The organism is Constrictibacter sp. MBR-5 (genome assembly GCF_040549485.1).
Classification (GTDB): domain Bacteria; phylum Pseudomonadota; class Alphaproteobacteria; order JAJUGE01; family JAJUGE01; genus Constrictibacter.
In genome coordinates this window covers 173,491-196,946 of the sequence record NZ_JBEPTK010000005.1, presented here as the reverse complement: position 1 = coordinate 196,946, position 23,456 = coordinate 173,491, and the positions used below count along the sequence as shown (strand labels likewise).

Here is a 23,456-nt window from a genome sequence, read left to right as displayed (position 1 = left end):
GCAACAGAGAACGCGAGGGAGAAGCAGGCTCATGCCGGGACCGTTCGCAGGATTGCGTGTCGTCGACCTCACCGCGGTGATCGTCGGCCCCTATGCCAGCCAGTTCCTCGGCGACATGGGCGCCGACGTCGTCAAGGTCGAGCCACCCGAGGGGGACCTGGCGCGGATGGCCGGGCCCAGCCGCAACCCCGGCATGGCGTCGCACTGGATCCAGACCAACCGCAACAAGCGGGACATGGTGCTGGACCTGAAGACCGCGGCAGGCGCCGAGGCGCTGCGCCGCCTGATCCGCACCGCAGATGTCTTCGTCCACAACATGCGCGAAGAACCGCTGAAGCGTCTGGGCTTCGACTACGACAATGTCCGGGCGCTGAAGCCCGACATCGTCTACTGCAACATCCTGGGCTTCGGCCGGAAGGGCCGCTACGCCGGCCAGGCGGCCTATGACGACGTGATCCAGGGCGCGTCCGGTCTGGTCGCTCTGGAGGCATTCGGCGGGCGGCCGGCCAGATACGTGCCGATGCTGATCGCCGACAAGACGGCAGCCCTGTTCGCCGCCTACGGCATCGCGGCGGCGCTCTACCACAAGCTCGCCACCGGCGAAGGCCAGGAGGTCGAGGTGCCGATGTTCGAGAGCATGGTGTCCTTCACCATGCTGGAACATCTCTGGGGCAGCAGTTTCGAGCCGCCCCTCACCCCGCCCGGCTCCGACCGGCACGCCAAGCCGGAGCGCTGGCCGTTCGCCACCGAGGACGGCCACATCTGCGTCCTGCCGACCAGCAACCGGCACTGGGACGGCGTCTTCGCCGCGGCGGGCCGCGAGGACCTGAAAGCCGATGCGCGCTTCGTCGACCGCAAGACCCGTATGGCGAACCGGCCCTTCGTGAATGCCGAGCTGGAACGGATCATGGCCACCCGCACCACCGCCTACTGGGCCAAGGCCCTCGCCGAGGCGGGCGTGCCCTGCATGCCGATCTCCAGCCTCGACGAGGTGATGACGGACGGGCATCTCGACGATGTCGGCTTCTGGCATCTCGCCGACCATCCGACCGAGGGGCAGATCCGCCTGATGAACCCGCCGGTCCGGCTGAGCCGGACTCCCGCCGAGATCCGCACCCTGCCCGCCCGCTTCGGCGAACATACGCGCGCCATGCTGGCCGAGTTGGGCTACGGCGAGGCGGAAATCGATGCGATGATCGCAACGGGCGCAGCCAAGGCGGAGACTCCCTGAGCGGCGCCGCGCGCGTACCGTAGCGGAGGAGACGAACGGTGAGTTGGCAGCCTTGCGAACAGCCGACCGAGCACGACGTACCGCCGGATCCTGCCGTCGAGACCGTCGTCGTACCGCGCACCAGCGATCTGGGCGGCTTCACCGTCCGGCGCGCCCTGCCCTCCGTGCGGCGGCGGACGGTGGGCGGCTTCGTGTTCCTCGACCAGATGGGCCCGACGATCTTCGATTCGGGCAAGGGCATCGACGTGCGGCCGCACCCGCATATCGGGCTCGCCACCTTCACCTATCTGCTCGACGGCGCCATCCTGCACCGCGACAGCGTCGGCAGCATCCAGCCGATCACGCCGGGCGCGGTGAACTGGATGACCGCCGGGCGCGGCATCGTGCATTCCGAGCGGACGGCGCCGGAACTGCGGACCGCGCCGCAGCCGCTGTACGGGCTGCAGCTCTGGGTCGCGCTGCCGGCGGCGCAGGAGGAGAGCGATCCGGGCTTCGCCCACTATGCGGCCGACGCGATTCCCTCGGTCGAAGGCGACGGCGTGACGGCACGCGTCGTCGTCGGCGACGGGTTCGGCCTACGCTCGCCGGTCGCGACGATGTCCGACCTGTTCTTTTACGATCTGAGGCTGGCGCCGGGGGCGACTGCGTCGATACCGGCGGAGCATCTCGAGCGGGCGCTCTACCTGATCGAGGGCCGGGTCGAACTGGACGGGATCGAATACGATCCGGGCCAGCTGCTGGTGCTGGCGCCGGGGCGGCCCGTGGAGGTTCGCGCCCTCACCCCGGCACGGCTGGCAGCGCTGGGCGGCGAGCCGCTCGACGGTCCGCGCAACATCTGGTGGAACTTCGTCTCCAGCCGCAAGGACCGGATCGAACAGGCGAAAGCCGACTGGAAACGCGACCGCTTCGGCCTGCCGGTACCCGAGGAGACGGAGTTCATCCCGCTACCGGAATAAACCCCGGACGCGGTTCGGGCCGGAGCATCGCCCCGGCCCGTCCCCTGCGTTACTTGCCCTGGAAGTTGGGCAGGCGGCGCTCGGCGTAGGCCTTCACGCCTTCCTTCATGTCGGCGGTCTGGGTGAGCCAGCTCTGCTCGGTCAGCTCGCGCTCCGTCGCCGCCTCGGCCGCATCGGCGTAGCCGCGACGCATGGTCTCGCGCACCGAGATCACCGCGAGCGGCGCCGACTCGGCCAGTTCCTTGGCGAGTTCCTGCGCGGCGGAGCGGACCTGGTCCTGCGCCACCAGCACGTCGGCGAGGCCGATGCGCACCGCCTCGTCGCCGGAGATGCGGCGGCCGGTGTAGAAGAGCAGGTTCGCCTGCTGCTGGCCGACGAGACGCGGCAGGGTGTAGGTCAGCGCGAAACCGGGGTGGAACCCGAGGCGCGTGAAGTTGGCGCTGAAGCGGGCTTCCGAGCAGGTGACGCGGAAGTCCGCCATCACCGCGAGGCCGAGGCCGCCGCCGATGGCCGCACCGTGCACCGCCGCCACGACCGGGGTCTTCGACCGGAACAGGCGCGTCGCCTCCTTGTAGAGGTGCTTGCCGCCGCCGCCCGTGGCAGTCGCGTTCAGGTCGCGCTTTGAGAAGTCCGCGCCGGCGCAGAAGGTCTTGCCCTGGGAGCAGAGGACGATCGCGCGCAGGTTGGGGTCGGCGTCGACGTCCTCGAAGGCGTCGGCGATGGCGTTGATCAGGGCGTTGTCGAAGAAGTTGTTCGGCGGACGCTGGATCTCGACGGTCGCGACCATGCCGTCGTGGGTAACGGCGACATCGGTATACTGCTTGGCCATTCTGGTCTCCTCGATGGAATTCGTGTCGTTGTCGCGGTTGCGTCGGCGTCTCAGCCGAACTGGGCGAGCGTGCGGCGGGCGATCACCATGCGGTGCACCTCGGACGGGCCCTCGTAGACGCGCATGACGCGGACCTTCTGCGCCATCAGCTGCAAAGGCAACTCCTTGGTGACGCCCATGGCGCCGAAGGTCTGCATCGCGTGGTCGATCACTTCGGCCGCCATCTCCGTGCCCCAGACCTTGATCATCGACGCCTCGGTGCGGACGTCCTGGCCGGCGTCCTGCTTTGCGGCGGCGTCCATGACCATCAGCCGGCAGGCGTGGATCTTAGTCGCGGCGTCGGCGATCCACCACTGGACGGCCTGCCGGTCGGCGAGCTTGGCGCCGAAGGTGACGCGCTGCTTGGCGTGCTCGCACATCATCTGCAGCGCGCGGCGCGCCATGCCGACGCACCAGGCGCCCATCTGCAGGCGCCGGATGGTGAGGCGCAGCTGCATCGGCGCGAAGCCCTGCCCGACCGGACCCAGCACCTGGCTCTCCGGCACGCGGCAGTCCTCGAACACCACCTCATAGGTGCGATGGCCGCCGAGCATCGGGATCTCGCGCTCGATGATCAGGCCGGGTGTGTCCTTCTCGACGATGAAGGCGGTGATGCCGCCGCGGGCGCGCTTCTCCGGGTCGGTCAGCGCCATGACGATGGTGAAGTCGGCATGCGGAATGCGGCTGATCCAGATCTTGCGGCCGTTGATGACCCAATCGCCACCGTCCTTGACCGCGCGCGTCATCATGCCGGCCGGGTCGCCGCCGGCGCCGGGCTCGGAGATCGCGATCGCCGACTTGGCCTCGCCCTTGGCGTAGGGTTCCAGGTATTTCCGCTTCTGCTCGTCGGTCGCGACCTGCATCAGCATGTGCAGGTTCGGCGAGTCCGGCGGAAAGGTGAAGGGCGTCACCGTGCGGCCGAGTTCCTCGTTGACCGGCATCAGCGCCACCGCCGGCAGGTCGGCGCCGCCGAACGCTTCCGGCGCGTCGAGCGCCCAGAGGCCGAGTTCCCTGCATTTGGCGAGGAGCGGTCCCTCCTCCTCGGGCGTCAGCCCGATGGACTGGCCGCTGCGCTCGCGCGCGAGCACCGCCGTCTCCAGCGGCATCAGTTCGCGGTCGACGAATTTGGCGACCAGATCGCGCAGCATCGCGTGCTCTTCGGACAGCTCCACCGTCATCCTCGGTCTCCTCGTTCGCCTCTCGGCCGGCCCGCACTGCCGGAAGGGGTTGCCGTACGGTCTTTGTCCGGTCATGTACACCACCGGCCGCCGACGGCCAATCCCACCCGCGATACCGCGCGCGCCAACAGCACCGGGGAGACACGATGCGCCAGATGACCCTGATCGGATTCCTGCAGGCCCAGAACTGCACGAACTTCGCGGCGTCGTGGCGGCATCCCGACTCGCGCACCGACTTCCTGTCGGTCGACTACTACCAGCACATCGCCCGCGTGCTGGAGGCGGGCAAGTTCGACCTCGCCTTCTTCGACGACCGGCTCGCCATGCCGGACATCCTGGGCGGAGACCACGGCCACACGGTGGAGCACGGCATCCGCTGCGTGAAGATGGACCCGGTCACGATCCTGACGGCGATGGGCATGGCGACCGAGCGGCTGGGGCTCGGCTCGACCTACTCGACGACCTATTACGAGCCGTTTCACGTCGCGCGCGTCTTCGCCACCCTCGACCTGATGACCGGCGGGCGCGCCGCCTGGAACGTCGTCACCTCGCTGAACTCCAGCGAGGCGCGGAACATGGGCCGCACCGAGGTCGTCGAGCACGACCTGCGCTACGACCAGGCGGACGAGTTCATGGAGATCGTGCACGGCCACTGGGACACGTGGGAGGACGACGCCATCGTCCTCGACAAGCAGCGCTCCGTGTTCGCGAACCGGGAGAAGGTCCACCGGCTGGACTATGAAGGGCGGTTCTACAGCTCGCGCGGTCCGTTCACGGTGCCGCGCTCGCCGCAGGGTTATCCGGTCGTCATCCAGGCCGGGCAGAGCGGCCGCGGCCGCCGCTTCGCCGCACGCTGGGGCGAACTGATGTTCGTCATGTATCCGAACATGCAGGTCGGCGCCCGCGCCACGGCCGAACTGAAGCAGGAGGCCGAGCGCATCGGCCGCGATCCGGCGACCATGAAGGTCGCCACCCTGATTCATCCGGTCGTCGCGGCGACCCAGGCGGAGGCCGAGGACAAGTGCGCCGCCATCGCGGCCCTGCCGACCGAAGACGATTCGCTGTCACTGCTCTCCGAGGCGCTGAACTTCGACTTCGGATCCAAGGGGATGGACGAGCCCTTCACCGACGCGGAGCTGGCGAGCATCTCGGGCCTGCAGGCGATCCGCGACCGGGTGCTGCAGGACAGCGGCAAGACCAACCCGACCGTGCGCGACTTCATCCACTACAGCGGCCGCGGCCAGCTGCACGACCCCTGGGTCGGCGGCCCGAAGGAGGTCGCGGACCGGATGGAACAGTGGTTCGAGGAAGGCGGCTGCGACGGCTTCGTCGTGGCCGCGACCTACGTGCCGGGCGCCTACGAGGACTTCGTGAAATTCGTCGTGCCGGAACTCCAGCGCCGCGGCCTGTTTCGCAAGGAATACGAGGGCCGCACCCTGCGCGACCATCTCGGCCTGAAACGCGCCGAACGCGGCGACTGGCGCCGCGGCGGCTGAGGCGAAAGCGGCATCCGGCCGCCCCGGCACCGTCATCTCCGAGGCCGACCACGGCTCGCGCGCGACACTGATTCTGTGGGCGTGCCGGCGCCGGTCGGTTCGGGAGGCGGCTGAGCGGGTCGCTCCACCTCTGCAAGCAGGCGTCGATGCTCCCTCAGAACGTCGGCGAGAACGCCGAAGACCACCCTTGCACGCAGCGTGTCTTCCCTTTGACGCCTCAGCAGACGAACAAGCTCCCGTGCCTTTGCGACATTCTCCTCGTCGATGACGATTTGACGGCGAAGAAGGTCTCGCGCTTCCGTGTCCTGCATGTCCCCCCACACGCGGCTGACGCACAGAGATGCTAGCATGTGCGGGTACGGCAATGACCTTTGGCACCACCGCTTACCTCTTTTTTGGTATTGGTTGCTGGCCTTCGTTGAGAGCCCTCGACGCGGTGGGCTTGCCTGCGGTTGAACGCCGACCACGTCCATCATCCCGGAAGCTGTAAAAGTCGGCGGCGACTGACGATCCACCAGGCCGGCCGATCCCGGTTAGACTGACGCCGGTCTCTTCCGGGTCTGCGGTGCCGTCTTCAGAGGGAAGGCGACCGATCCCTGCCCGGGATCGCATGGAGGGTCGGCGTGCAAGACGAGACGAAACAGGGGGCGCTGGCGCGCCTGGGCGAATTCTTCCGGCTCGAAGCGACCGGAGGCATCCTGCTCATGTTCGCCGCCGTCGCGGCGCTGGTCCTGGCCAATTCGCCGGCCGGGAACGTCTACCTCTGGTTCCAGCAGATCCGCGGGACGGTGCAGATCGACGCGCTCGTCGTGTCGAAGCCGCTGCTGCTCTGGGTGAACGACCTGTGGATGGCCGTCTTCTTTTTCCTGGTCGGCCTCGAGATCAAGCGGGAGTTCCTCGAGGGGCAACTATCCAGCCGGAGCGACATTCTCCTGCCGGCACTCGCCGCGATCGGGGGCATGGCGGTTCCGGCCGGGATCTACGCCCTGCTGAACTGGAACCAGCCCGAAACGCTCAGCGGATGGGCGATACCCGCGGCCACCGACATCGCTTTCGCGCTAGGTATTCTCGCGCTGCTCGGCAGCCGGGCACCGCTCTCGCTGAAGGTGCTGCTGACCGCGGTCGCGATCATCGACGATCTCGGCGCCATCGTCATCATCGCCGCTTTCTATACCGACCAGCTCTCCCTCACCGCGCTCTCCATGGCCGGCGGCGCCGTCATCCTGCTCGTCGCGCTCAATCTGCTGGGGGTCGCGCGGATCGCGGCCTACGTGCTCGTGGGCACCGTATTGTGGCTCTGTATCCTGAAGTCGGGCGTCCATGCCACGCTCGCGGGCGTCATCACGGCGCTCGCGATACCCCTGACGGTGCAGGACGAGGACGGACACTCGCTGCTGCATCACCTCGAACACGCCCTTCACCCCTGGGTCGCGTTCCTGATCCTGCCGACGTTCGCCTTCGCCAACGCCGGCGTCATCTTCAGCGGCATCGGCTTCGGAGATGTCTTCCAGCCCATCACGCTCGGGATCGCGCTCGGGCTGTTCGTCGGAAAGCAGATCGGCGTCTTCGGCCCGATTTGGCTCGCGGTGCGCTTCGGACTGGCGCCGATGCCGGCGGGCACCACGTGGATGCATCTGTACGGGGTGGCGCTGCTGTGCGGCGTGGGCTTCACGATGAGCCTGTTCATCGGCGGGCTCGCCTTCGAAACCCCCGGCTTCGAAGCCCCCGTCCGGATCGGCGTCTTGGGCGGGTCCGTGCTCGCGGCGCTCTCGGGCTATCTCGTCCTGCGCCTCGCGCGGCCGGCAGCCGAGGAGCGTGGTGCATCGGAAACCGCAAGCGGCTAGTCCGACGGATCGGCCGTGGCGGCAAGCGAAGGCCGCGTCTCCATCACACCACTCTCGCAAGAGTGGTCGGAGCGGCGGGATTTGAACCCGCGACCCCCAGACCCCCAGTCTGGTGCGCTACCAAGCTGCGCTACGCTCCGTCCGTGGGCGCGGACAATAGCGACGGCCTCGACGCGAAGCAACCGCGCAAAGACGTGTCGGAGACGCCCCCCGTGATCCGGGCGGCCCGGGCGGCTCGCGGGCCGCCCAGGTCACGGGACGCCTGCTACCAGGTCCGCCAGATCGGCTTCAGGCCCGCACCTTCCAGTGCCGCCACACGCGCCTTCTGCCAGCCGGCGACGAAATCGTCGGCGGGTGCGGCGGTGTAGGCCTTCCAGGCGTCCTGGAGGAGCTGGTTGCGGGCGCGCAGGGCGTCGTTGTGCGCCTGCACCTCCGGCGTCCACTTGCCCGCCTCCTTGTAGTAGCGCACCGCACCGTCATGGAACGGCATCGACCACTGCATCACCTGCCGGTCGAGCGCCCAGCCCGACACGCCGGGCGCGCTGTCCTTGTAGGCCGGGTAGGTGTCGAACATCGCCTTGGTCATGGCATAGACTAGGTCGTCGCCCTGGTCGGCATAGGCGATCAGCACGGGATAGGGATAGGCCACGGCCTCGAACGGCTTCTCGATGCCCGCCCCCTCCTTGCAGATCTGCTTGAAATAGTAGGGCGATGCGTCGAGCATCCGCTTCCAGCCCGCCTCGTCGGCATGCGGGAAGGTGAGCCAGGTGCCGCCGCGCGGACTGCTGAACACCTTGAGGGCCGCACCCGAGGTCGACACGGTGAAGACGGCGTCGACCTGACCGTCGATCAATCCGTCGAACGAGCCGCCATAACCGCCGAACTCGACCTTCTGCACGTCGTCCCAGCCGAGGCCGGCGAACTGCAGGATGCTGTAGGCATTGTAGTTGAGGCCGGGCGCGCCCTTGACCCAGGCGACGCGCTTGCCGCGCAGGTCGGCCACCGTCTTGACGCCGATGTCGCCGGCGACCAGCAGCTGCGAGCAGGAATCCGGATTGGACATCATCAGGATCTCGATGGCCTGCGGCCCCCACTCCTTCGAGCCGAAGGTGTCCGTGCCCTCCATCGCCTGCACGGCGCCGACGCCGAAGGCCGAGAAGTGGACCTTCTTTTCGCGCAGCGGCACGAGCCGCGACACGTCATTCTTGCCCGGCAGCACACGCAGCGTCACGCCGCGCTCGTTCTTCAGCGCCGCACCGATGCCGACCGCCTGGGAATAGCCGGACGAGCCGACGTCGTAGGCCGTCCACGCGATGTTGGACGGTAGTTCCTGCGCCTGCGCCGAAGCGCCGAGCGCGAGCGTACAACCGGCGACGAAGGCCGCAGCGACGCGGCCCGTCCGACTTAGCGACATTTCAAATACCTCTGAGACCCGTTCCGGACTGTCCGGACATCATGTCCGGCGGGTACCGCCCGGACAAGGCCGCCGCCTTGCCGGTCCTCGCGAAACCGCCGCGACACTTGCCTCTGCGCCGTCGCCATGGGATTGCCATCGGCGTAAGAACCGAAACGAAGGCCGCCGGGGTGGCCTGCGGAGGGAATGCGATGACGGCGAACGGTACCGAGCAGCAGATCCTGTCCTGGCTCGACGGACAGCGCGAGGCGATGACGAACCTTCTGCGCGAGGTCGTGAACATCGATTCGGGCAGCTACAACAAGGCCGGCGTCGATGCGGTCGGAGCGGTGTTCGAGCGTCATCTGGCCGAGCGCGGCATCCAGACCGAACGCGTGCCGCACGGCACCTACGGCGACTGCATCCGTGCCGTCATTCCGGCGACGGGCGCGGGTGCGGGCAACCGGCACGTCGTCCTGATGGGCCATCGCGACACGGTCTTCCCGGACGGCACCGTCGCCGACCGCTCGTTCCGCATCGAGGGCGACATGGCCTACGGCCCCGGCGTCGCCGACATGAAGGCGGGCCTCGTGATGAACACCTTCATCGCCGAGGCCTTCAAGAAGTTCGGGGGCGCGCGCAACCCGATCGTCCTGCTCTACACGTCGGACGAGGAGATCGCCTCCCCCGGCTCGCGCCCGGTCATCGAGCGCGAGGCGCAGAACGCCCGGGCCGTGTTCAACGCCGAGCCGGGACGTCCGAGCGGCAACGTCGTGACCGGCCGCAAGGGCGCCTGGTTCTTCAAGTTCGAGGTGACGGGCAAGGCCGCCCATTCCGGCGGACGGCCACAGGACGGCGTCAGCGCCATCGAGGAACTGGCGCGCAAGATCCAGAAGCTGCACGCCCTGACCGACTTCGAAACCGGTACGACGGTGAACGTCGGCCTGATCGAGGGCGGCTCGTCGGTCAACACGGTGGCACCCTGGGCGAAGGCGCAGGTCGACGTGCGGTTCGTCACCGAAGAGCGGCGCCTGGAGATCGTCGAGAAGATTGAGGCGATCCTGGCCGAGACGCACCTGCCCGGCACGACGACGGCGATCACCGAGGGCCGCCAGTTCCTGCCGCTGAACCAGACGCCCGAAAGCAGGAACGTCTTCGACCTCTACACCGCCTGCGCCGCAGAGGCCGCCGGCCTGAAGATCGAGGGCGAGTTCACCGGCGGTTCGGCCGATTCGGGGTTCACGTCCGCCGTCGGCGCGCCGACGGTCTGCGCCACAGGCCCGATCGGCGGCGAGGCCCATTCGCCGACCGAGTGGCTGCGCCTCGACACGATGGTGCCCCGGGCGAAGGCCGTGGCGCTGTCGATCCTGCGCCTGGAAGGCTGAGAGCGGTACGGCCGCCGCCGGGAAGCGACGGCCGAACCTCTCCGGATCAGCCGCCGCGGGCTTCGACCAGCGGCAGCTTCACGGCGACGCCGTGGCGCAGCGACTGCGCCACGGCGTCCGTCCATTCCATGTACTTCACGCCGGTCACGAAGTCGGTGTGCGTCACCGCCTCTGTGCCGCGGACGGCGTTGATGAACTCTTCCTCGACGCGCCAGCCGCCGCGCTTGGCCGGGTCGACCTGAACCTCCGAGAGACCGCTGCCGCCGCGCTTGCCGGCCTCCAGCCCCATCTTGCCCGCCTTGTCGATGCTGAGCCGCAGGGTGCCTTCGGTGCCGAAGATGAAGACCTCGGCACCCATCGGCGCATGACCGACAACGGTGGAGATGGCGAAGCGCATCTGGCCGCCCGTCTCCAGCCGGCCGACGATGTCGACATGGTCGGGGATGGTCATCGGCACGCGGCGGCCGTGCTCGTCGACGCGGTGGCGAACAACGCTCTGGCCGACGGCGAAGACCGACGATGCCGGCCCGACCCAGCGCATCATCGCCTCGTACCAGATGCCCATCGCCATGACGTTGTTGCCGGACAGGTCGCGGTCCTGGCGCCAGTGCAGCGGGGACTTCGGATCCGGGAAGTCGCTGCCGACGGTGACCCGCGCGTCGAGGGCGATGACCTCGCCGATCTCGCCCGCGGCGATCATGTCCATGATCGTCCGGTCGAAGGCGAGCGTGTGCGGCGCCGGCACGATCTGGGCGACCAGGCTCGGGTTGCGGCGCGAGGCGGCGAGCATGTCCTTCGCCTCGAGCGAATCCATCGCCATGCGCGCCTCGCACAGCACGTGCTTGCCGGCGTCGAGCGCCTCGATCGTGATCGGCGCGTGCATGTAGGGCCAGGTGCCGATGCAGACCGCGTCGACGTCGTCCATGTCGAGGATCTCGGTCCAGTCGCCGGCCGGCCGCACGTGCGGGCCGAGCGCCTGGGCCGCCTTCGTGCTCGACTCCAGCGAACGGTTGGCGACGGCGACGATCTCGACGCCCTTCTGGGCCAGCAGGCCGGGGACGTGGCGGTCGCGGGTGTTGCGCCCGGCGCCGATGAGGCCGATGCGGATGGTCTGGTCGGTCATGTTCGCTCCCCTCGAAGCCGGCACCGCGAAACCGCGCCGGCGGTTGGAGCGCATAGTGGCGGCTGTCGGCTTCGATGAGCAAGGAACGATCGAGAGCGCCACGACGACGCCGGGGGGATGCGGGCCGGCGCGGACCGGGCTATTCATGCGGTGGGAAGAAGGAGACGCCCGGTGAGACAAACGATCCTCGTCGACCGCGACGGTGCGATTGCGACCGTCCTGCTCAACCGTCCCGACGTGCTGAACGCCGTCGACCGGACGATGCGGCATGAACTCATCGCCGCGATGGGCGAACTGAACGCCGATGCGTCGGTCAGGGCGATCGTCCTGACCGGGAGCGGCAACCGCGCCTTCACCGCAGGGCAGGACCTGGGCGAACTGGCGCCGCTCGACGCCGCGGGCGGCGCGGCCTGGGTGCGCGACCTGGGACGCCTCTACCAGGCGATCCGCGACCTGGACAAGCCGATCGTCGTGGCGATGAACGGCCTTGCGACGGGAGCGGGCCTGCAGATGGCGCTGCATTCGGACGTGCGCGTCGCGCACCCGGGTGTCCGGATGGCGCAGCCGGAGATCAATGCCGGCCTGCCGAGCGTGCTGGGCTCGTGGATCATGCTGATGTCGATCGGCCTGTCCCGCACGCAGGAATTGGCACTGTCGGGGAAACTGGTCGATGCGGAAACCTGCCTGAAGTTCGGACTGATTGACTTCCTGGTGCCGGAGGACCTGCTGCTGACCGATGCGAAGCGGATCGCTCAGTCGCTCGCCGAAAAGCCGCCGAACGCCGTGCGGCTGACCAAGCAGCGGGCGCGCGAGGTCACCCAGGCGGCGTGGGACGCCACCGTCGAGGCCGGCGCACGCATGGCGGCCGAGGCCTTCGGCACGGGAGAGCCGCAGGCCACGGCGAAGGCCTTCCTCGAGCGGCGCCGCGACCGCCGGCGCGACTTCCACGGCGGCGGGAACTGAGCGCCCGACTGGCGAAGCCGACTCACGAAGCCGAACCACACGACCGGACCGAACGACCGGAACGAGAAGAAGACCGATGCCAGTGATCAAATCCGCGGTCATGCCGCGCTCGGCCGAGTTCAAGAAGAATGCGGAAGCGATGCGGGCGGTGGTCGCCGACCTCCGCGCGCACGTGGCGCGGGTCGAACTAGGCGGCGGCGAGCGGGCGCGCCAGCGTCACCTCTCGCGCGGCAAGCTGCTGCCGCGCGACCGGGTGCAGGCGTTGCTCGACCCGGGATCGCCATTCCTGGAGTTCTCCCAGTTGGCGGCGCACGGCATGTATGGCGACGAAGTGCCGGGGGCCGGCATCGTCACCGGCATCGGGCGCGTCGCGGGCCGGGAGTGCGTGATCGTCGCCAACGACGCCACGGTGAAGGGCGGCACCTACTACGGCGTCACGGTGAAGAAGCATCTGCGCGCCCAGGAGATCGCCCAGCAGAACCGCCTGCCCTGCATCTATCTGGTCGATTCCGGTGGTGCCAACCTGCCGGAACAGGACGGCGTCTTCCCCGACCGCGAACATTTCGGTCGGATATTCTTCAACCAGGCGAACATGTCTGCGGCGGGCATCCCGCAGATCGCCGTGGTGATGGGCTCGTGCACGGCCGGCGGCGCCTATGTCCCGGCGATGTCGGACGAGGCGATCATCGTGAAGGGCAACGGCACGATCTTCCTCGGCGGCCCGCCCCTGGTGAAGGCGGCGACCGGCGAAGTGGTCAGCGCCGAGGACCTGGGCGGCGCCGACGTGCATTCGCGCATCTCCGGCGTCACCGACCATTATGCGGCGGACGACCACCATGCCGTGGCCATCGCGCGGCGGATCGTAGCCAACCTGAACGGCGTGAAGCGGCCGGACATCGCGATCGACGAGCCGCGGGATCCACTTTACCCGACGGATGAAGTCTACGGTGTAGTGCCCTCGGACACAAAGAAACCCTATGACGTGCGGGAGATCATCGCGCGCACCGTCGACGGCAGCGAACTCGACGAGTTCAAGGCGCTCTACGGCCAGACGCTGGTCTGCGGCTTCGCCCGCATCTGGGGCTATCCCGTCGGCATCATCGGCAACAACGGTATCCTCTTTTCGGAGTCGGCCCAGAAGGGCGCGCACTTCATCGAACTGTGCGCACAGCGCGGCATTCCGTTGATATTCCTGCAGAACATCACGGGATTCATGGTCGGTCGCAAATACGAGGCCGGCGGCATCGCCAAGGACGGCGCCAAGATGGTGATGGCGGTCGCCAACGCGCGCGTGCCGAAGCTGACGGTGATCGTCGGCGGCAGCTTCGGCGCCGGCAACTACGCCATGTGCGGCCGTGCCTACGGGCCCCGCTTCCTCTACATGTGGCCGAACGCGCGCATCTCGGTCATGGGCGGGGAACAGGCGGCGCACGTGCTGGCGCAAGTGCGCCGCGACGGCATCGAGGCGCGCGGCGAGACCTGGCCGGCCGAGGAGGAAGCCGCGTTTCGCGCGCCGATCCTCGAACAGTACGAGACCCAGGGCCACCCCTACTATGCCAGCGCGCGCCTCTGGGACGACGGCATCATCGACCCGGCCGACACGCGGACGGTTCTCGGCCTGTCGCTCTCGGCGGCGTTGAATGCGCCGGTCGAACGGACGACTTTTGGCGTTTTCAGGATGTAGTCACTCCCTGCAACGCCGGATGACCGCAAGGGCGCGCCGGCGATAGCCCTCGAGCTCATCGAGTTCCAGCGGATTGCCCTGCCCGGCGACGATCTCGCGTGTCTGGCCGAGCATGCCCACGGCCACCTCCGCCAGCTTGATCGCGTCGTGCCGCTCGGCGACGGCGGTCAGCATCGCCGCCTGGCAGTTCCAATTCCGCGCCCACCCCGCCGGGTCGGCCTCATAGGTCTCGACGGTGAGCGCCGCGCGGGAGGCATCGAGCGTCGGCTGGATGTAGCGATCGTCCCGCCGCGCAAGCCTGCCGTAGGCCGCACCCATGGCGCTCTGCAGGGCCGCCCAACGCTCGGGGATCGCCTCTCGGACATAGACCTCCAGCGCCGCCGCGTGCGCCTCGACGGCGGCGAGGAGCGAGGCGTCGTCCGTCTCGATCGCGCCGAGGTGATAATGCGTCCGGCCGATATCGGACATGACTTCGGCCCAGTCGCGCGGCCGTTCCCGGCGCGGCAGGAGCGGCAGGAGCTGCCGGCGGTAGAGCCGCAGCGCCTCATGCAGCGCGCCGACGTCGGTGAAGACGGCGCCCCGCCGCATCAGGGCTTTCCCTTGACGGAAGAGCCAGCCCTGCCGCTCGTCTTCGTCGACCCGCGCGAGGACCACCGCCGCCGCGCCGTAGAACAGCGCCTCCTCGCGATAATCCTCGCGCGCCCACGCCGCTTCCGCATTCGCGGCCAGACTGCGGGCGAGCGCTACCCGCGCATCGCGCGCCGGCCCCGTCACCCATGGCGGCCTCGGGCCGTTCCGTTCCGGATCGAGCGCCTCCAGGATGTCGTCGTGCGCCAGCGCGGGCCGATCGTGCCCCTCGGGTAGCGGCGGCGGCGATACCAGCGGCGGCTCGATCCGCCGGACCAAACCGAGATCGATGCGCAGCGGCTCCGCGGCGGCGAGCATGTCCTCCAGACGGCTGTATATCTTGCCCTCCGGGTCGGACAGCACGGCCGCCTCGGCGAGCCCGAGGAAGGCGGCACCCTCGGCCCATCGGTCGTCGCCCTCCTCCAGCCCAGCGATCTCCGTCAGCAGGTGCGTGAGGTCGGCCACCGCCGCATCCGCGTGCGCGTCGGACCCGTCGGCGACCGCCTGTTTCAGCGACAGGAACAGCAGTGCAGCCGCCTCGCGGCACCGTGCCCTGTCATAGACGGCGAGGCGCCGGTGGACGTCCGCGGCGTGGCGCAGCACGGACGCCCGCGGCAGCAGCGTGGAATAGGCCTCGGCGGCCGAGAGTGCTTCCCGGTAGGCGGCGGCCGCCTCCTCCAGCGTGGGACGATCCGGCTCGAAGGCGGCGAGGCTTCGGAGCGCCGCCGCGAGACCGGCCCGGCTGCGCAGATGGGCTTCCGGCCACCGCTCCAGCGAACGGACCTCCAATGCCTCCCGATGCGCGGCCAGGGCGTCCCTGATCGGTGAAGCGTCCTTCCCCAGCTTGCCCAGACCCTGGAGCGCGCCGGCGAGTGCCGCGGTGGCCGTACCCCAGGTCCATTCGTCCTCGCTACGGGAAAGGCGCGGCAGGAGGACATCGCGAAAGAGCGCGACGGACTCGCCAAGAAGCCGGGCATCGCCGGTCTCCGTGCCGAGATCCTCCAGGCACCGGCCATGGCCGAAGACGCACTCCGACCAGAGCTCCGGATCCACCCCGTCGGCGAGGGCGGCACCGGCAGCGTAGTGGGCGACGGCGCGCTGCAGCGCACCTCGCTCGCTAGCCGCGCGGGCGGCGGCGGCCCGTCTCGCCGCCCGGCTTCGGCGGCGTTCCCGAAGCCGGCATTGGGTATCAATGTCGGCGTCGTCGTCGCGCCGCTCCGCCTCATCCACGCAGGGCATCGCGGGTCGCCTCCACTTCACGGATATACCCTTCGAGCGACCGCGTCGTCGCGAGCTTCTGCTCGGGCAGGACGGCGGTCGCGTCCTTCAGCGCGGCGAGCGCCGCCTCCGCCATGCCCAAATCACGGCATCGCTCCGACCAGCTGCCCAGCAGCAGGCCGATGCTCAATCGGACCAGCGCCCAGTCGGTCGGCGAGTCCGCCTTCGTATGCACCTCCAGCGCCGCATCGTACGCAGCCTGCGCCTCGCGTTCGCAACCGCCGCCGATGTCCGCCAGCATCCGGTAGGCGTCACCCAGTTCGTTCTGGATGGACGCCCATCGCTGCGGCATCGCCTCGCGGCGCACGACCTGCAGCGCCTTCTCGAAGGCGATCACCGCCTCCTTTAGTTCGGCGGCGCTGTCCTCCTCATAACCGATATGACCGAGCGCCTTGCCGAGTTCGCGCTGTACCGTCGACCAGTCGACCGGCACCTCGGCGCGCGACGAGATGGGCAGGAGCTGCCGCCGGTAGACATGAACCGCCTCGCGCAACGCACCGACATCCGGTTTCCCCGCGCCGAGCCGGACGAGCACGCGCACGCAGCCGAACAGATAGGCCTGCTGAATGTCGGCATCGACGGGTGCCGCGGCGGCCGCGGCGGCGCCCTGGAACACCGCCTGCTCCAGCAGGTCGCCCCGCTCCGCGGACGCCTCGGCACGCGCCGCGAGCTTCTCGGCGGTCTCGATCTGATCGTCGTGCACCTCCCCCGTGACCTTGGGCGGACGCCCCTCGTTGCGTGCCGGATCGAGCGCTTCCAGGACACCGTCGGGCGACGCGACCGGGCGGTCGTACGTGTCCAGACAGTCCGACGGAACAAGCTGTGGCGCGGGACCGATGTCGATACTGAGGCGCAGCTGCGCCGTCCCCTCGACCGCCGCCGCCATGTACGGCGCCGCCATCAGCGTCGGGCCGTTCTCGCTCAAGGCGATCATGTCGAGGAAAGCGAAAAGGTCGGCGAAGTCGTCGAGGATCTGCTTCGTGTCGCCGGGCTCGGTGAGGAACCCGAGCACCCGCATGAACGTCTCGGCTGCCTTGCCCACATCCTCCGAATCGGCGGATCGGCCGGCCTCCAGGACGCCCGTCGCAAAAGCGGCGATCGCCTCGCACAGGACCTGTCGCTCGTAACTGCCGGCGATCAGCAGCAGCATCTGGCCGATGCGGCCGCGGATCCGCCACGGCGGCTGTTGCGTGTCGGCCAGTTCGTTCGCGAGCAGGGCAGCCCGGAACGTGAGAAGCGCCGCATCGAGATGCGCACGCTCCGGCTCCAGGTCCCAGAGCGCTCCATAACTGTCGCCCAGGTTCATGAGGGTCCGAAGACGGCCGTCCGGATCGTCCGAGCGCTCTTCGAGAGCGGCCCGGTGGGCGGCGATCGCCCGTTTCAGGGCGTCGGCGTCGCCACTGCCCTCGCCGATGTGCACCAGGCAATCGCCGAGTGACGCCTGGACCAGCGCCCACATCGCCGGTTCCTCCGCCCGCGACGTCCCCGGCAGCAGAACATTCTCCAGTAGCTCCGCGGCTTCCTTCACCGCAGCGGGCTTCTTCGTTTGCTCCCCGAGTTCGCGCAGTGAGAATGCGCGATTGAGGACGCACTGCCGCCACAGGGCCGCATCGTGACCGTCCGCGATGGCCGCCGCCGTGGCATAGAAGTCGGCTGCCCGTCGCCAGTCTCCACGGTCGATTGCGGCCGAACCCGCAGCCGCCTTGCCCCGCGCGAGTTCGAGCCGTCGTTCGGCCCCGCCCTCGCCCATGATCTCGCGCAGACTCTCCTTCATCATCTTCCCCCGCACCTGCCCAAGCGCGTTCGCATTATGTTCTTTTTGCGTTTATTCCTGTCAATAGACTTCTTCTATTGCACGCACCGGAAGCGTCGCATCGCGCGGCCCGGACTTGACCCGCACCCGGCGTGGCGGCCTGATACGGCGCGACGGTCGGCACCCCTGTCGCCGGTAAGCGATGGAAGCCTTCGATGACGCCTCACGACGCCCTGCGCCGCATCTGGACCGATGCCGATCTCGATGCCGGGGCGCTGGATCGGATCAGCCTGGAGGGTGACGACCCGGTGCTGCCGTCCACCTATCGCGTCGGTGCCGCCGCACTCGCGTCGATCGGCGCGACGGCCCTGGCGGCGACGGAGATCTGGCGAGAGCGCGCGGGCCGGGCGCAGCAGGCTGCGCTCGACGTGCGGGGCGCCGCGGCGGCGTTCAGGAGCGAACGCTACATGCGCGTGGACGACGCCGTGCCGCCCGACCCGTGGAGCCCGATCGCCGGCTTCTACCGTGCCGGCGACGGCCGCTGGATCCAGCTCCACACCAACTTCCCGCACCATCGCGACGGCGTGCTGCGCGTGCTGGGCTGCGCCGACGACAAGGCGGCGGTGGCGAAGGCGATCGAGGGCTGGGACGCAGCCACGCTGGAGGACGCGCTGGCCGAGGCCGGGATGTGCGCCGGCATGGTCCGGTCGCCCGACGAGTGGCGCGCCCATCCGCAGGGACAGGCGGTCGCGCGCCAGCCGCTGTTCGACATCGAGCGCATCGGCGACGCGCCCGCGGAACCGATGGGCGACGGCGGCCGGCCGCTCGACGGCGTGCGCGTGCTCGACCTGACGCGGGTCATCGCGGGCCCGGTCTGCGGCAGGACCTTGGCCGAGCACGGCGCGCAGGTGATGCGAATCGCCGGCCCGGGCCTGCCGTTCGTCCCGACGCTGGTCATGGATACCGGGCGCGGCAAGCTGTCCGCCCATGTCGACCTGTCGTCGGACGCCGGTCGCGACACGCTGCGCGACCTGACGCGCGGCGCCCACGTGTTCGTCCAGGGCTATCGGCCCGGGGCCATTGCGGCGCGCGGTTTCGCGCCGGATCGAGTCGCCGCCCTGCGGCCCGGCATCGTCTATGTCAGCCTCTGTGCCTATGGCTACGACGGCCCGTGGCGGGACCGCCGCGGCTTCGACAGCCTGCTGCAATCGGTGAGCGGCATCGCGCACGAGGAGGGCCGCGCCGCCGGCCACGAGGGCCCGAAGCACCTGCCCTGCCAAGCGCTGGATCACGCCACTGGCTACCTCGCGGCCTTCGGCGCCATGGTCGGCCTGCTGCGCCGCAGCCGCGAGGGCGGCAGCTGGCACGTGCGCGTGTCGCTGGCCCGCACGGGCCATTGGATCGAGAAGCTGGGCCGGATCGACGGCATCTCGCACCCGGACCTGAAGCGCGAGACGATCGGCGACCTGATCCAGGTGTCCGATACGCCGTTCGGGCGCCTGTCGCACGTGGCCCCGGCGGCGCGGCTCGCCGAGACGCCGCCCTACTGGCAGCTGCCGTCGGTGCCGCTGGGAACGCATCCTGCGGCATGGCCGGTCTGAGCGCGCCCGAGCGAGTGCGCCCACAACGAAACCGCCTCCGACGAAAACGCCCGAGAACGGACAGAACCCGATGATCGAATCGCTCCTGATCGCCAACCGCGGCGAGATCGCCTGCCGCATCGTCCGCACGGCGCGGCGGATGGGCGTGCGCACCGTGGCCGTCTGCTCCGAGGTCGACCGCAACGCCCTGCACGCGCGGCTCGCCGACGAGGCGGTGGTCATCGGCCCGGCGTCGGCGCGCGAGAGCTACCTGAACATCGGCGCGATCCTGAAGGCGGCGCGCGAGACGGGCGCTGCGGCGGTGCATCCGGGCTACGGCTTCCTGTCGGAGAACGCCGACTTCGCCCAGGCCTGCCGCGACGACGGGCTGGTCTTCGTCGGGCCGTCGCCGGACGCGATCCGCGCCATGGGGTCGAAGAGCGCCAGCAAGGAGATCATGCGCACGGCCGGCGTGCCCCTGGTCCCCGGCTATCACGGCGCCGACCAGGATCCGGCCGTCCTGCAGCGGGCGGCCGACGGGATCGGCTATCCCGTCCTCGTGAAGGCCTCGGCCGGCGGCGGCGGGCGCGGCATGCGGGTCGTCGAACGCGCCGATCAGTTCGAGGCGGCGGTGGCCGCCGCGAAGCGCGAGGCGAAGGCCGCCTTCGGCGACGACACCGTGCTGATCGAGAAGTACCTGCAGCGCCCGCGCCATGTGGAGGTGCAGGTCTTCGGCGACAGCCACGGCAACGCCATCCACCTGTTCGAGCGCGACTGCTCCATCCAGCGCCGGCACCAGAAGGTCTTCGAGGAGTCGCCGGCGCCCGGCCTGCCCGACGCGACGCGACGGGCGATGGGCGCGGCGGCCGTGGCGGCCGCCAAGGCGATCGACTATTCCGGGGCCGGCACCGTCGAATTCCTGCTCGGCCAGGACGGCGGCTTCTACTTCATCGAGATGAACACCCGGCTCCAGGTGGAGCACCCGGTGACCGAACTGGTGACCGGCCTCGACCTCGTCGAGTGGCAGCTGCGGGTCGCCTCGGGCGAGCCGCTGCCGCTGCGTCAGGACGATGTGCGCCAGGACGGCCACGCCATCGAGGTCCGGCTCTATGCCGAGGATCCCGGCCGCGGCTTCCTGCCCCAGACCGGCACCCTGAACAGGCTGACCATGCCGGCCGAAGGCCCGCATGTGCGCGTCGATACCGGCGTGCGCGAGGGCGACGCGATCAGCGTCCATTACGACCCGATGATCGCCAAGCTCATCGTCTGGGACCATGACCGGCCGGCCGCGGTGCGCCGCCTGACGAAGGCGCTGGCGGCGACCGTCATCGGCGGCGTCAACACCAACCGGCAGTATCTGCTGGAGATCGCCGCCCACCCGGCGTTCGCGGCGGGCGAGGTCGACACGGGCTTCATCGACCGCCATGCCGGCGACCTGCTGCCGTCGAGCCAGCCCGCGAGCGACCGCGTCCTGGCCCTGGCGGCCTGTCAGGTCCTGATCGAGCGGCGCGCCGCAGTCGCCGCGGCGGCGGCGCGCAGCGCCGACCCCTGGTCGCCCTGGAATCTGACCAACGGCTGGCGGCTGAACGGCGAGGCGGTCGAGACCGTGCGCTTCCGGGACGGCGATGCGCCGGTCGAAATCGCCGTGCGCCATCGCGGCGCCGGCTGGCGACTGACGCTGCCGGGCGGCGAGATGGATGCGTCGGCGGAGGCGGAGGCGGACGGCACGCTTGCCGCCGACCTCGGCGGACGGCGCATCCGCGCGGCCGTCATCGCCGACGGCGACACGGTCATCGTCATGGATGGCGGCCGCGCGCACCGGCTGCTGCGCCACGACCCCGCCGCAGCCGCGGCGCAGGACACCGGCGGCGGCAAGCTGACGTCGCCGATGCCGGGCAAGATCGTGCGCGTCCTGGCCAAGGCCGGGGACACCGTACGGCGCGGCACTCCGCTGATCGTGCTGGAGGCGATGAAGATGGAACACACGATCGCGGCGCCGGGCGACGGCACGGTGGAGCGGATCGCGTTCCAGGTCGGCGACATGGTCGAAGAAGGTGTGGAGTTGGTGGCGATCAGCGCCACCTGACAGAGGCGGCAGATGCCAGCCTTGCGAAAGGCATCGGACAAGAGCGACGGTTTCGGCTGAAGAACAAAATACAACCTCTGGTATGTTATCGATGCAGCCTCAGCTTGTTCGGTGGAATTCGGCAAAAGGATCGGGCGCGTCCATAGTCAGCAGGCATACCGCCTTGCCATAGGCTGGGCCGGCGATCCTGCGCCTGGCTGGACGACGCTCCACGTCCGCCGCCGGCTACTTGCGCGCATCTCCGCCGGGGGCGAGACTGCGCCCTCCCGCCGAAGCGAGAAAAGACAGGACATGCCCGACAGTAGCCCGACCAACCGGATCAGCGGCCGCAACGCCTTCATCGAACTCCTGCGCAGCGAGGGCGTGACGGAGATGTTCGGCAATCCCGGCACTACCGAACTGCCGGTGATGCATGCGCTCACCGACTATCCGGACATGGGCTACACGCTCGGCCTGCAGGAATCGGTCGTGATCGCGATGGCGGACGGCTATGTCCGCGCGTCGGGCAAGCTGGCGGCGTGCAACGTCCATGTGGCGCCTGGCTTGGGCAACGCCATGGGCACGCTCTACACCGCCTACGTTTCCGGCACGCCGCTGATCGTCACGGCCGGTCAGCAGGAACAGGGCCACGGCCTCACCGAACCGCTGCTCTATGCGCCGCTGGTGCCGATCGCGAGCCCTGTCGTGAAGTGGGCGACCGAGGTGACGCGGCTCGCCGACCTTCCTCGCACCATGCACCGCGCCGCGAAGGTGGCGATGACCGAGCCGACCGGGCCCGTCTTCATCTCGCTGCCCGGCGACATCCTGAACGATTTCGGCGCGATCGAGATCGGCGAGGCGACGCGCGTCGACACGAAGGCACGGCCCTCCGACGAGACGCTGCGGGCGCTCGCCGAAATGCTGCTGGCGGCGGAGAAGCCGCTGATCATTGCCGGCCACGAGATCGTCACCAGCGACGCCTTCGACGAGGCCGGCGCCTTCGCCGACGCCCTGGGCGCGCCGGTCTATCAGCAGACCGTGGTGACGGGCGCGCATTTCCCGTCCGAGCATCCGCTGTTCCTCGGCCAGCCGTCGCGCGACCAGAAGCAGGTCCGCGCCCTGCTCGAACCGTACGACACCCTGATCTGCGTCGGCTCGGACGTTCTGCGCATGTCGATCTACAGCGAGGTCGACCCGCTGCCGCCGCACATGAAGGTCATCCAGATCGGCCAGCGCGACTGGGAGATGGGGAAGAACTACGCCGCCGCCATGGCGGTGCGCGCCGACGTGAAGGAGACACTGAAGGTCCTGACGCCGCTGCTGGCCGAGATGGGCGGCGAGGCGCGCGCGAAGCGCAACGCCGCGACCGTGGCCGCACTCGCCGACCGCAACTGGACCGCGACGAAGGCGAAGCGCATCGAGGCGGCGAAGGCCAAGGCCGGCCAGACGCCGATGAGCGCCGACTGGCTGATGATGTCGCTCTGCGCGATGCTGCCGGACGACGTGGTGGTCGTCGACGAGGGCATCACCACGGCGGCGGCGCTCAACACATACCTGCCGTACAAGGACCGCTACTCCTACCTCGGCAACGTCAGCGGCGGCATCGGCTGGGGCATCGCGGCGGCGGTCGGCGCGCAGATCGCCCAGCCGGAGCGGCGGGTCGTCGCCGTGATCGGCGACGGCAGCGCCATGTACAGCATCCAGGCGCTGTGGAGTGCGGCCAGCCGGAAGCTGCCGGTCGTCTTCGTGCTCTGCAACAATGGCGGCTACCGCATCATCAAGCAGCGCCTGAAGGCGTGGCACGGCAACGACACCTTCATCGGCATGGACTTCAAGGACCCCCCGATCGACGCGACCCGCCTCGCCGAAGGCTTCGGCCTGAAGGCGCACCGGGTCGACAACGGCGCCGACTTCGAGACGCGCTTCGCCGAGGCGATGGCGGGCAGCGAGCCCGTGCTGATCGAGGTGATGGTGGAAGGCCAGGTCTGACGGCCGGCGCGGAAGACGGGCGCGCTGCGGGCGCCGTGTCGGG

General features: G+C 69.4%; 16 protein-coding genes and 1 tRNA gene. 10 read left to right on the top strand and 7 right to left on the bottom strand.

Annotation, left to right across the window (positions count from 1 at the left end):
• The first annotated feature begins 31 nt into the window (after positions 1-31).
• Positions 32-1,231, top strand: coding sequence for a CaiB/BaiF CoA transferase family protein (locus ABIE65_RS13160; protein WP_354078225.1), 1,200 nt, complete (start codon positions 32-34; stop codon positions 1,229-1,231).
• A gap of 38 nt (positions 1,232-1,269) precedes the next feature.
• Positions 1,270-2,187, top strand: a complete 918-nt coding sequence (locus ABIE65_RS13155; protein ID WP_354078223.1) for a pirin family protein — start codon at positions 1,270-1,272, stop codon at positions 2,185-2,187.
• A 49-nt stretch (positions 2,188-2,236) separates the two neighbouring features.
• On the opposite strand, the gene ABIE65_RS13150 is transcribed toward ABIE65_RS13155, so the two are convergent.
• Positions 2,237-3,016 carry an enoyl-CoA hydratase/isomerase family protein gene (locus ABIE65_RS13150; RefSeq protein ID WP_354078222.1) on the bottom strand — a complete coding sequence of 260 codons (780 nt, stop codon included), beginning with the start codon at positions 3,014-3,016 and terminating at the stop codon, positions 2,237-2,239.
• Positions 3,017-3,066: 50 nt separating this feature from the next.
• Positions 3,067-4,233 (bottom strand): acyl-CoA dehydrogenase family protein, encoded by a 1,167-nt coding sequence (locus ABIE65_RS13145; RefSeq protein ID WP_354078220.1) that lies wholly within the window; start codon positions 4,231-4,233, stop codon positions 3,067-3,069.
• 146 nt (positions 4,234-4,379) lie between these two features.
• Between ABIE65_RS13145 and ABIE65_RS13140 the strand changes: the two genes are divergently transcribed.
• Positions 4,380-5,729, top strand: coding sequence for an LLM class flavin-dependent oxidoreductase (locus ABIE65_RS13140; RefSeq protein ID WP_354078218.1), 1,350 nt, complete (start codon positions 4,380-4,382; stop codon positions 5,727-5,729).
• 623 nt (positions 5,730-6,352) lie between these two features.
• Positions 6,353-7,573, top strand: a complete 1,221-nt coding sequence (gene nhaA / locus ABIE65_RS13135) for a Na+/H+ antiporter NhaA (protein WP_502918529.1) — start codon at positions 6,353-6,355, stop codon at positions 7,571-7,573.
• A 63-nt stretch (positions 7,574-7,636) separates the two neighbouring features.
• Here nhaA and ABIE65_RS13130 read toward each other — a convergent pair.
• Positions 7,637-7,713 (bottom strand) — tRNA-Pro (locus ABIE65_RS13130).
• Between the two features lie 125 nt (positions 7,714-7,838).
• Entirely contained in the window at positions 7,839-8,987 is a 1,149-nt protein-coding gene (locus ABIE65_RS13125) for a TAXI family TRAP transporter solute-binding subunit (protein ID WP_354078217.1), read from the bottom strand.
• Between the two features lie 191 nt (positions 8,988-9,178).
• On the opposite strand from ABIE65_RS13125, the gene ABIE65_RS13120 reads away from it, so the two are divergent.
• A complete protein-coding gene (locus ABIE65_RS13120; protein ID WP_354078215.1) occupies positions 9,179-10,351 on the top strand; it encodes a M20 family metallopeptidase in 1,173 nt (390 codons plus the stop codon).
• Between the two features lie 46 nt (positions 10,352-10,397).
• Here the strand turns inward: ABIE65_RS13120 and ABIE65_RS13115 are convergent, their stop codons facing one another.
• Positions 10,398-11,474 (bottom strand): Gfo/Idh/MocA family protein, encoded by a 1,077-nt coding sequence (locus tag ABIE65_RS13115; protein ID WP_354078214.1) that lies wholly within the window; start codon positions 11,472-11,474, stop codon positions 10,398-10,400.
• A gap of 171 nt (positions 11,475-11,645) precedes the next feature.
• Between ABIE65_RS13115 and ABIE65_RS13110 the strand changes: the two genes are divergently transcribed.
• A complete protein-coding gene (locus ABIE65_RS13110; RefSeq protein WP_354078212.1) occupies positions 11,646-12,437 on the top strand; it encodes an enoyl-CoA hydratase/isomerase family protein in 792 nt (263 codons plus the stop codon).
• 76 nt (positions 12,438-12,513) lie between these two features.
• On the top strand, positions 12,514-14,121 hold the full coding sequence (locus ABIE65_RS13105) for a carboxyl transferase domain-containing protein (RefSeq protein ID WP_354078210.1): 1,608 nt from the start codon (positions 12,514-12,516) through the stop codon (positions 14,119-14,121).
• On the opposite strand, the gene ABIE65_RS13100 is transcribed toward ABIE65_RS13105, so the two are convergent.
• Together ABIE65_RS13100 and ABIE65_RS13095 are read right to left on the bottom strand one after the other, a co-directional pair.
• Positions 14,122-15,987, bottom strand: coding sequence for a hypothetical protein (locus ABIE65_RS13100; RefSeq protein WP_354078208.1), 1,866 nt, complete (start codon positions 15,985-15,987; stop codon positions 14,122-14,124). It lies immediately after the preceding gene.
• Positions 15,971-17,803, bottom strand: a complete 1,833-nt coding sequence (locus ABIE65_RS13095) for a hypothetical protein (protein WP_354078206.1) — start codon at positions 17,801-17,803, stop codon at positions 15,971-15,973. Before ABIE65_RS13095 ends, ABIE65_RS13100 begins: the two co-directional genes overlap by 17 nt.
• Before the next feature lie 191 nt (positions 17,804-17,994).
• Between ABIE65_RS13095 and ABIE65_RS13090 the strand changes: the two genes are divergently transcribed.
• The 3 genes from ABIE65_RS13090 (at position 17,995) to ABIE65_RS13080 (ending at position 23,413) form a co-directional block, all read left to right on the top strand.
• A complete protein-coding gene (locus tag ABIE65_RS13090) occupies positions 17,995-19,380 on the top strand; it encodes a CoA transferase (protein ID WP_354078205.1) in 1,386 nt (461 codons plus the stop codon).
• 70 nt (positions 19,381-19,450) lie between these two features.
• A complete protein-coding gene (locus ABIE65_RS13085; protein WP_354078203.1) occupies positions 19,451-21,445 on the top strand; it encodes an acetyl-CoA carboxylase biotin carboxylase subunit in 1,995 nt (664 codons plus the stop codon).
• Positions 21,446-21,736: 291 nt separating this feature from the next.
• Positions 21,737-23,413 (top strand): thiamine pyrophosphate-binding protein, encoded by a 1,677-nt coding sequence (locus ABIE65_RS13080; RefSeq protein ID WP_354078201.1) that lies wholly within the window; start codon positions 21,737-21,739, stop codon positions 23,411-23,413.
• Positions 23,414-23,456 lie beyond the last annotated feature (43 nt).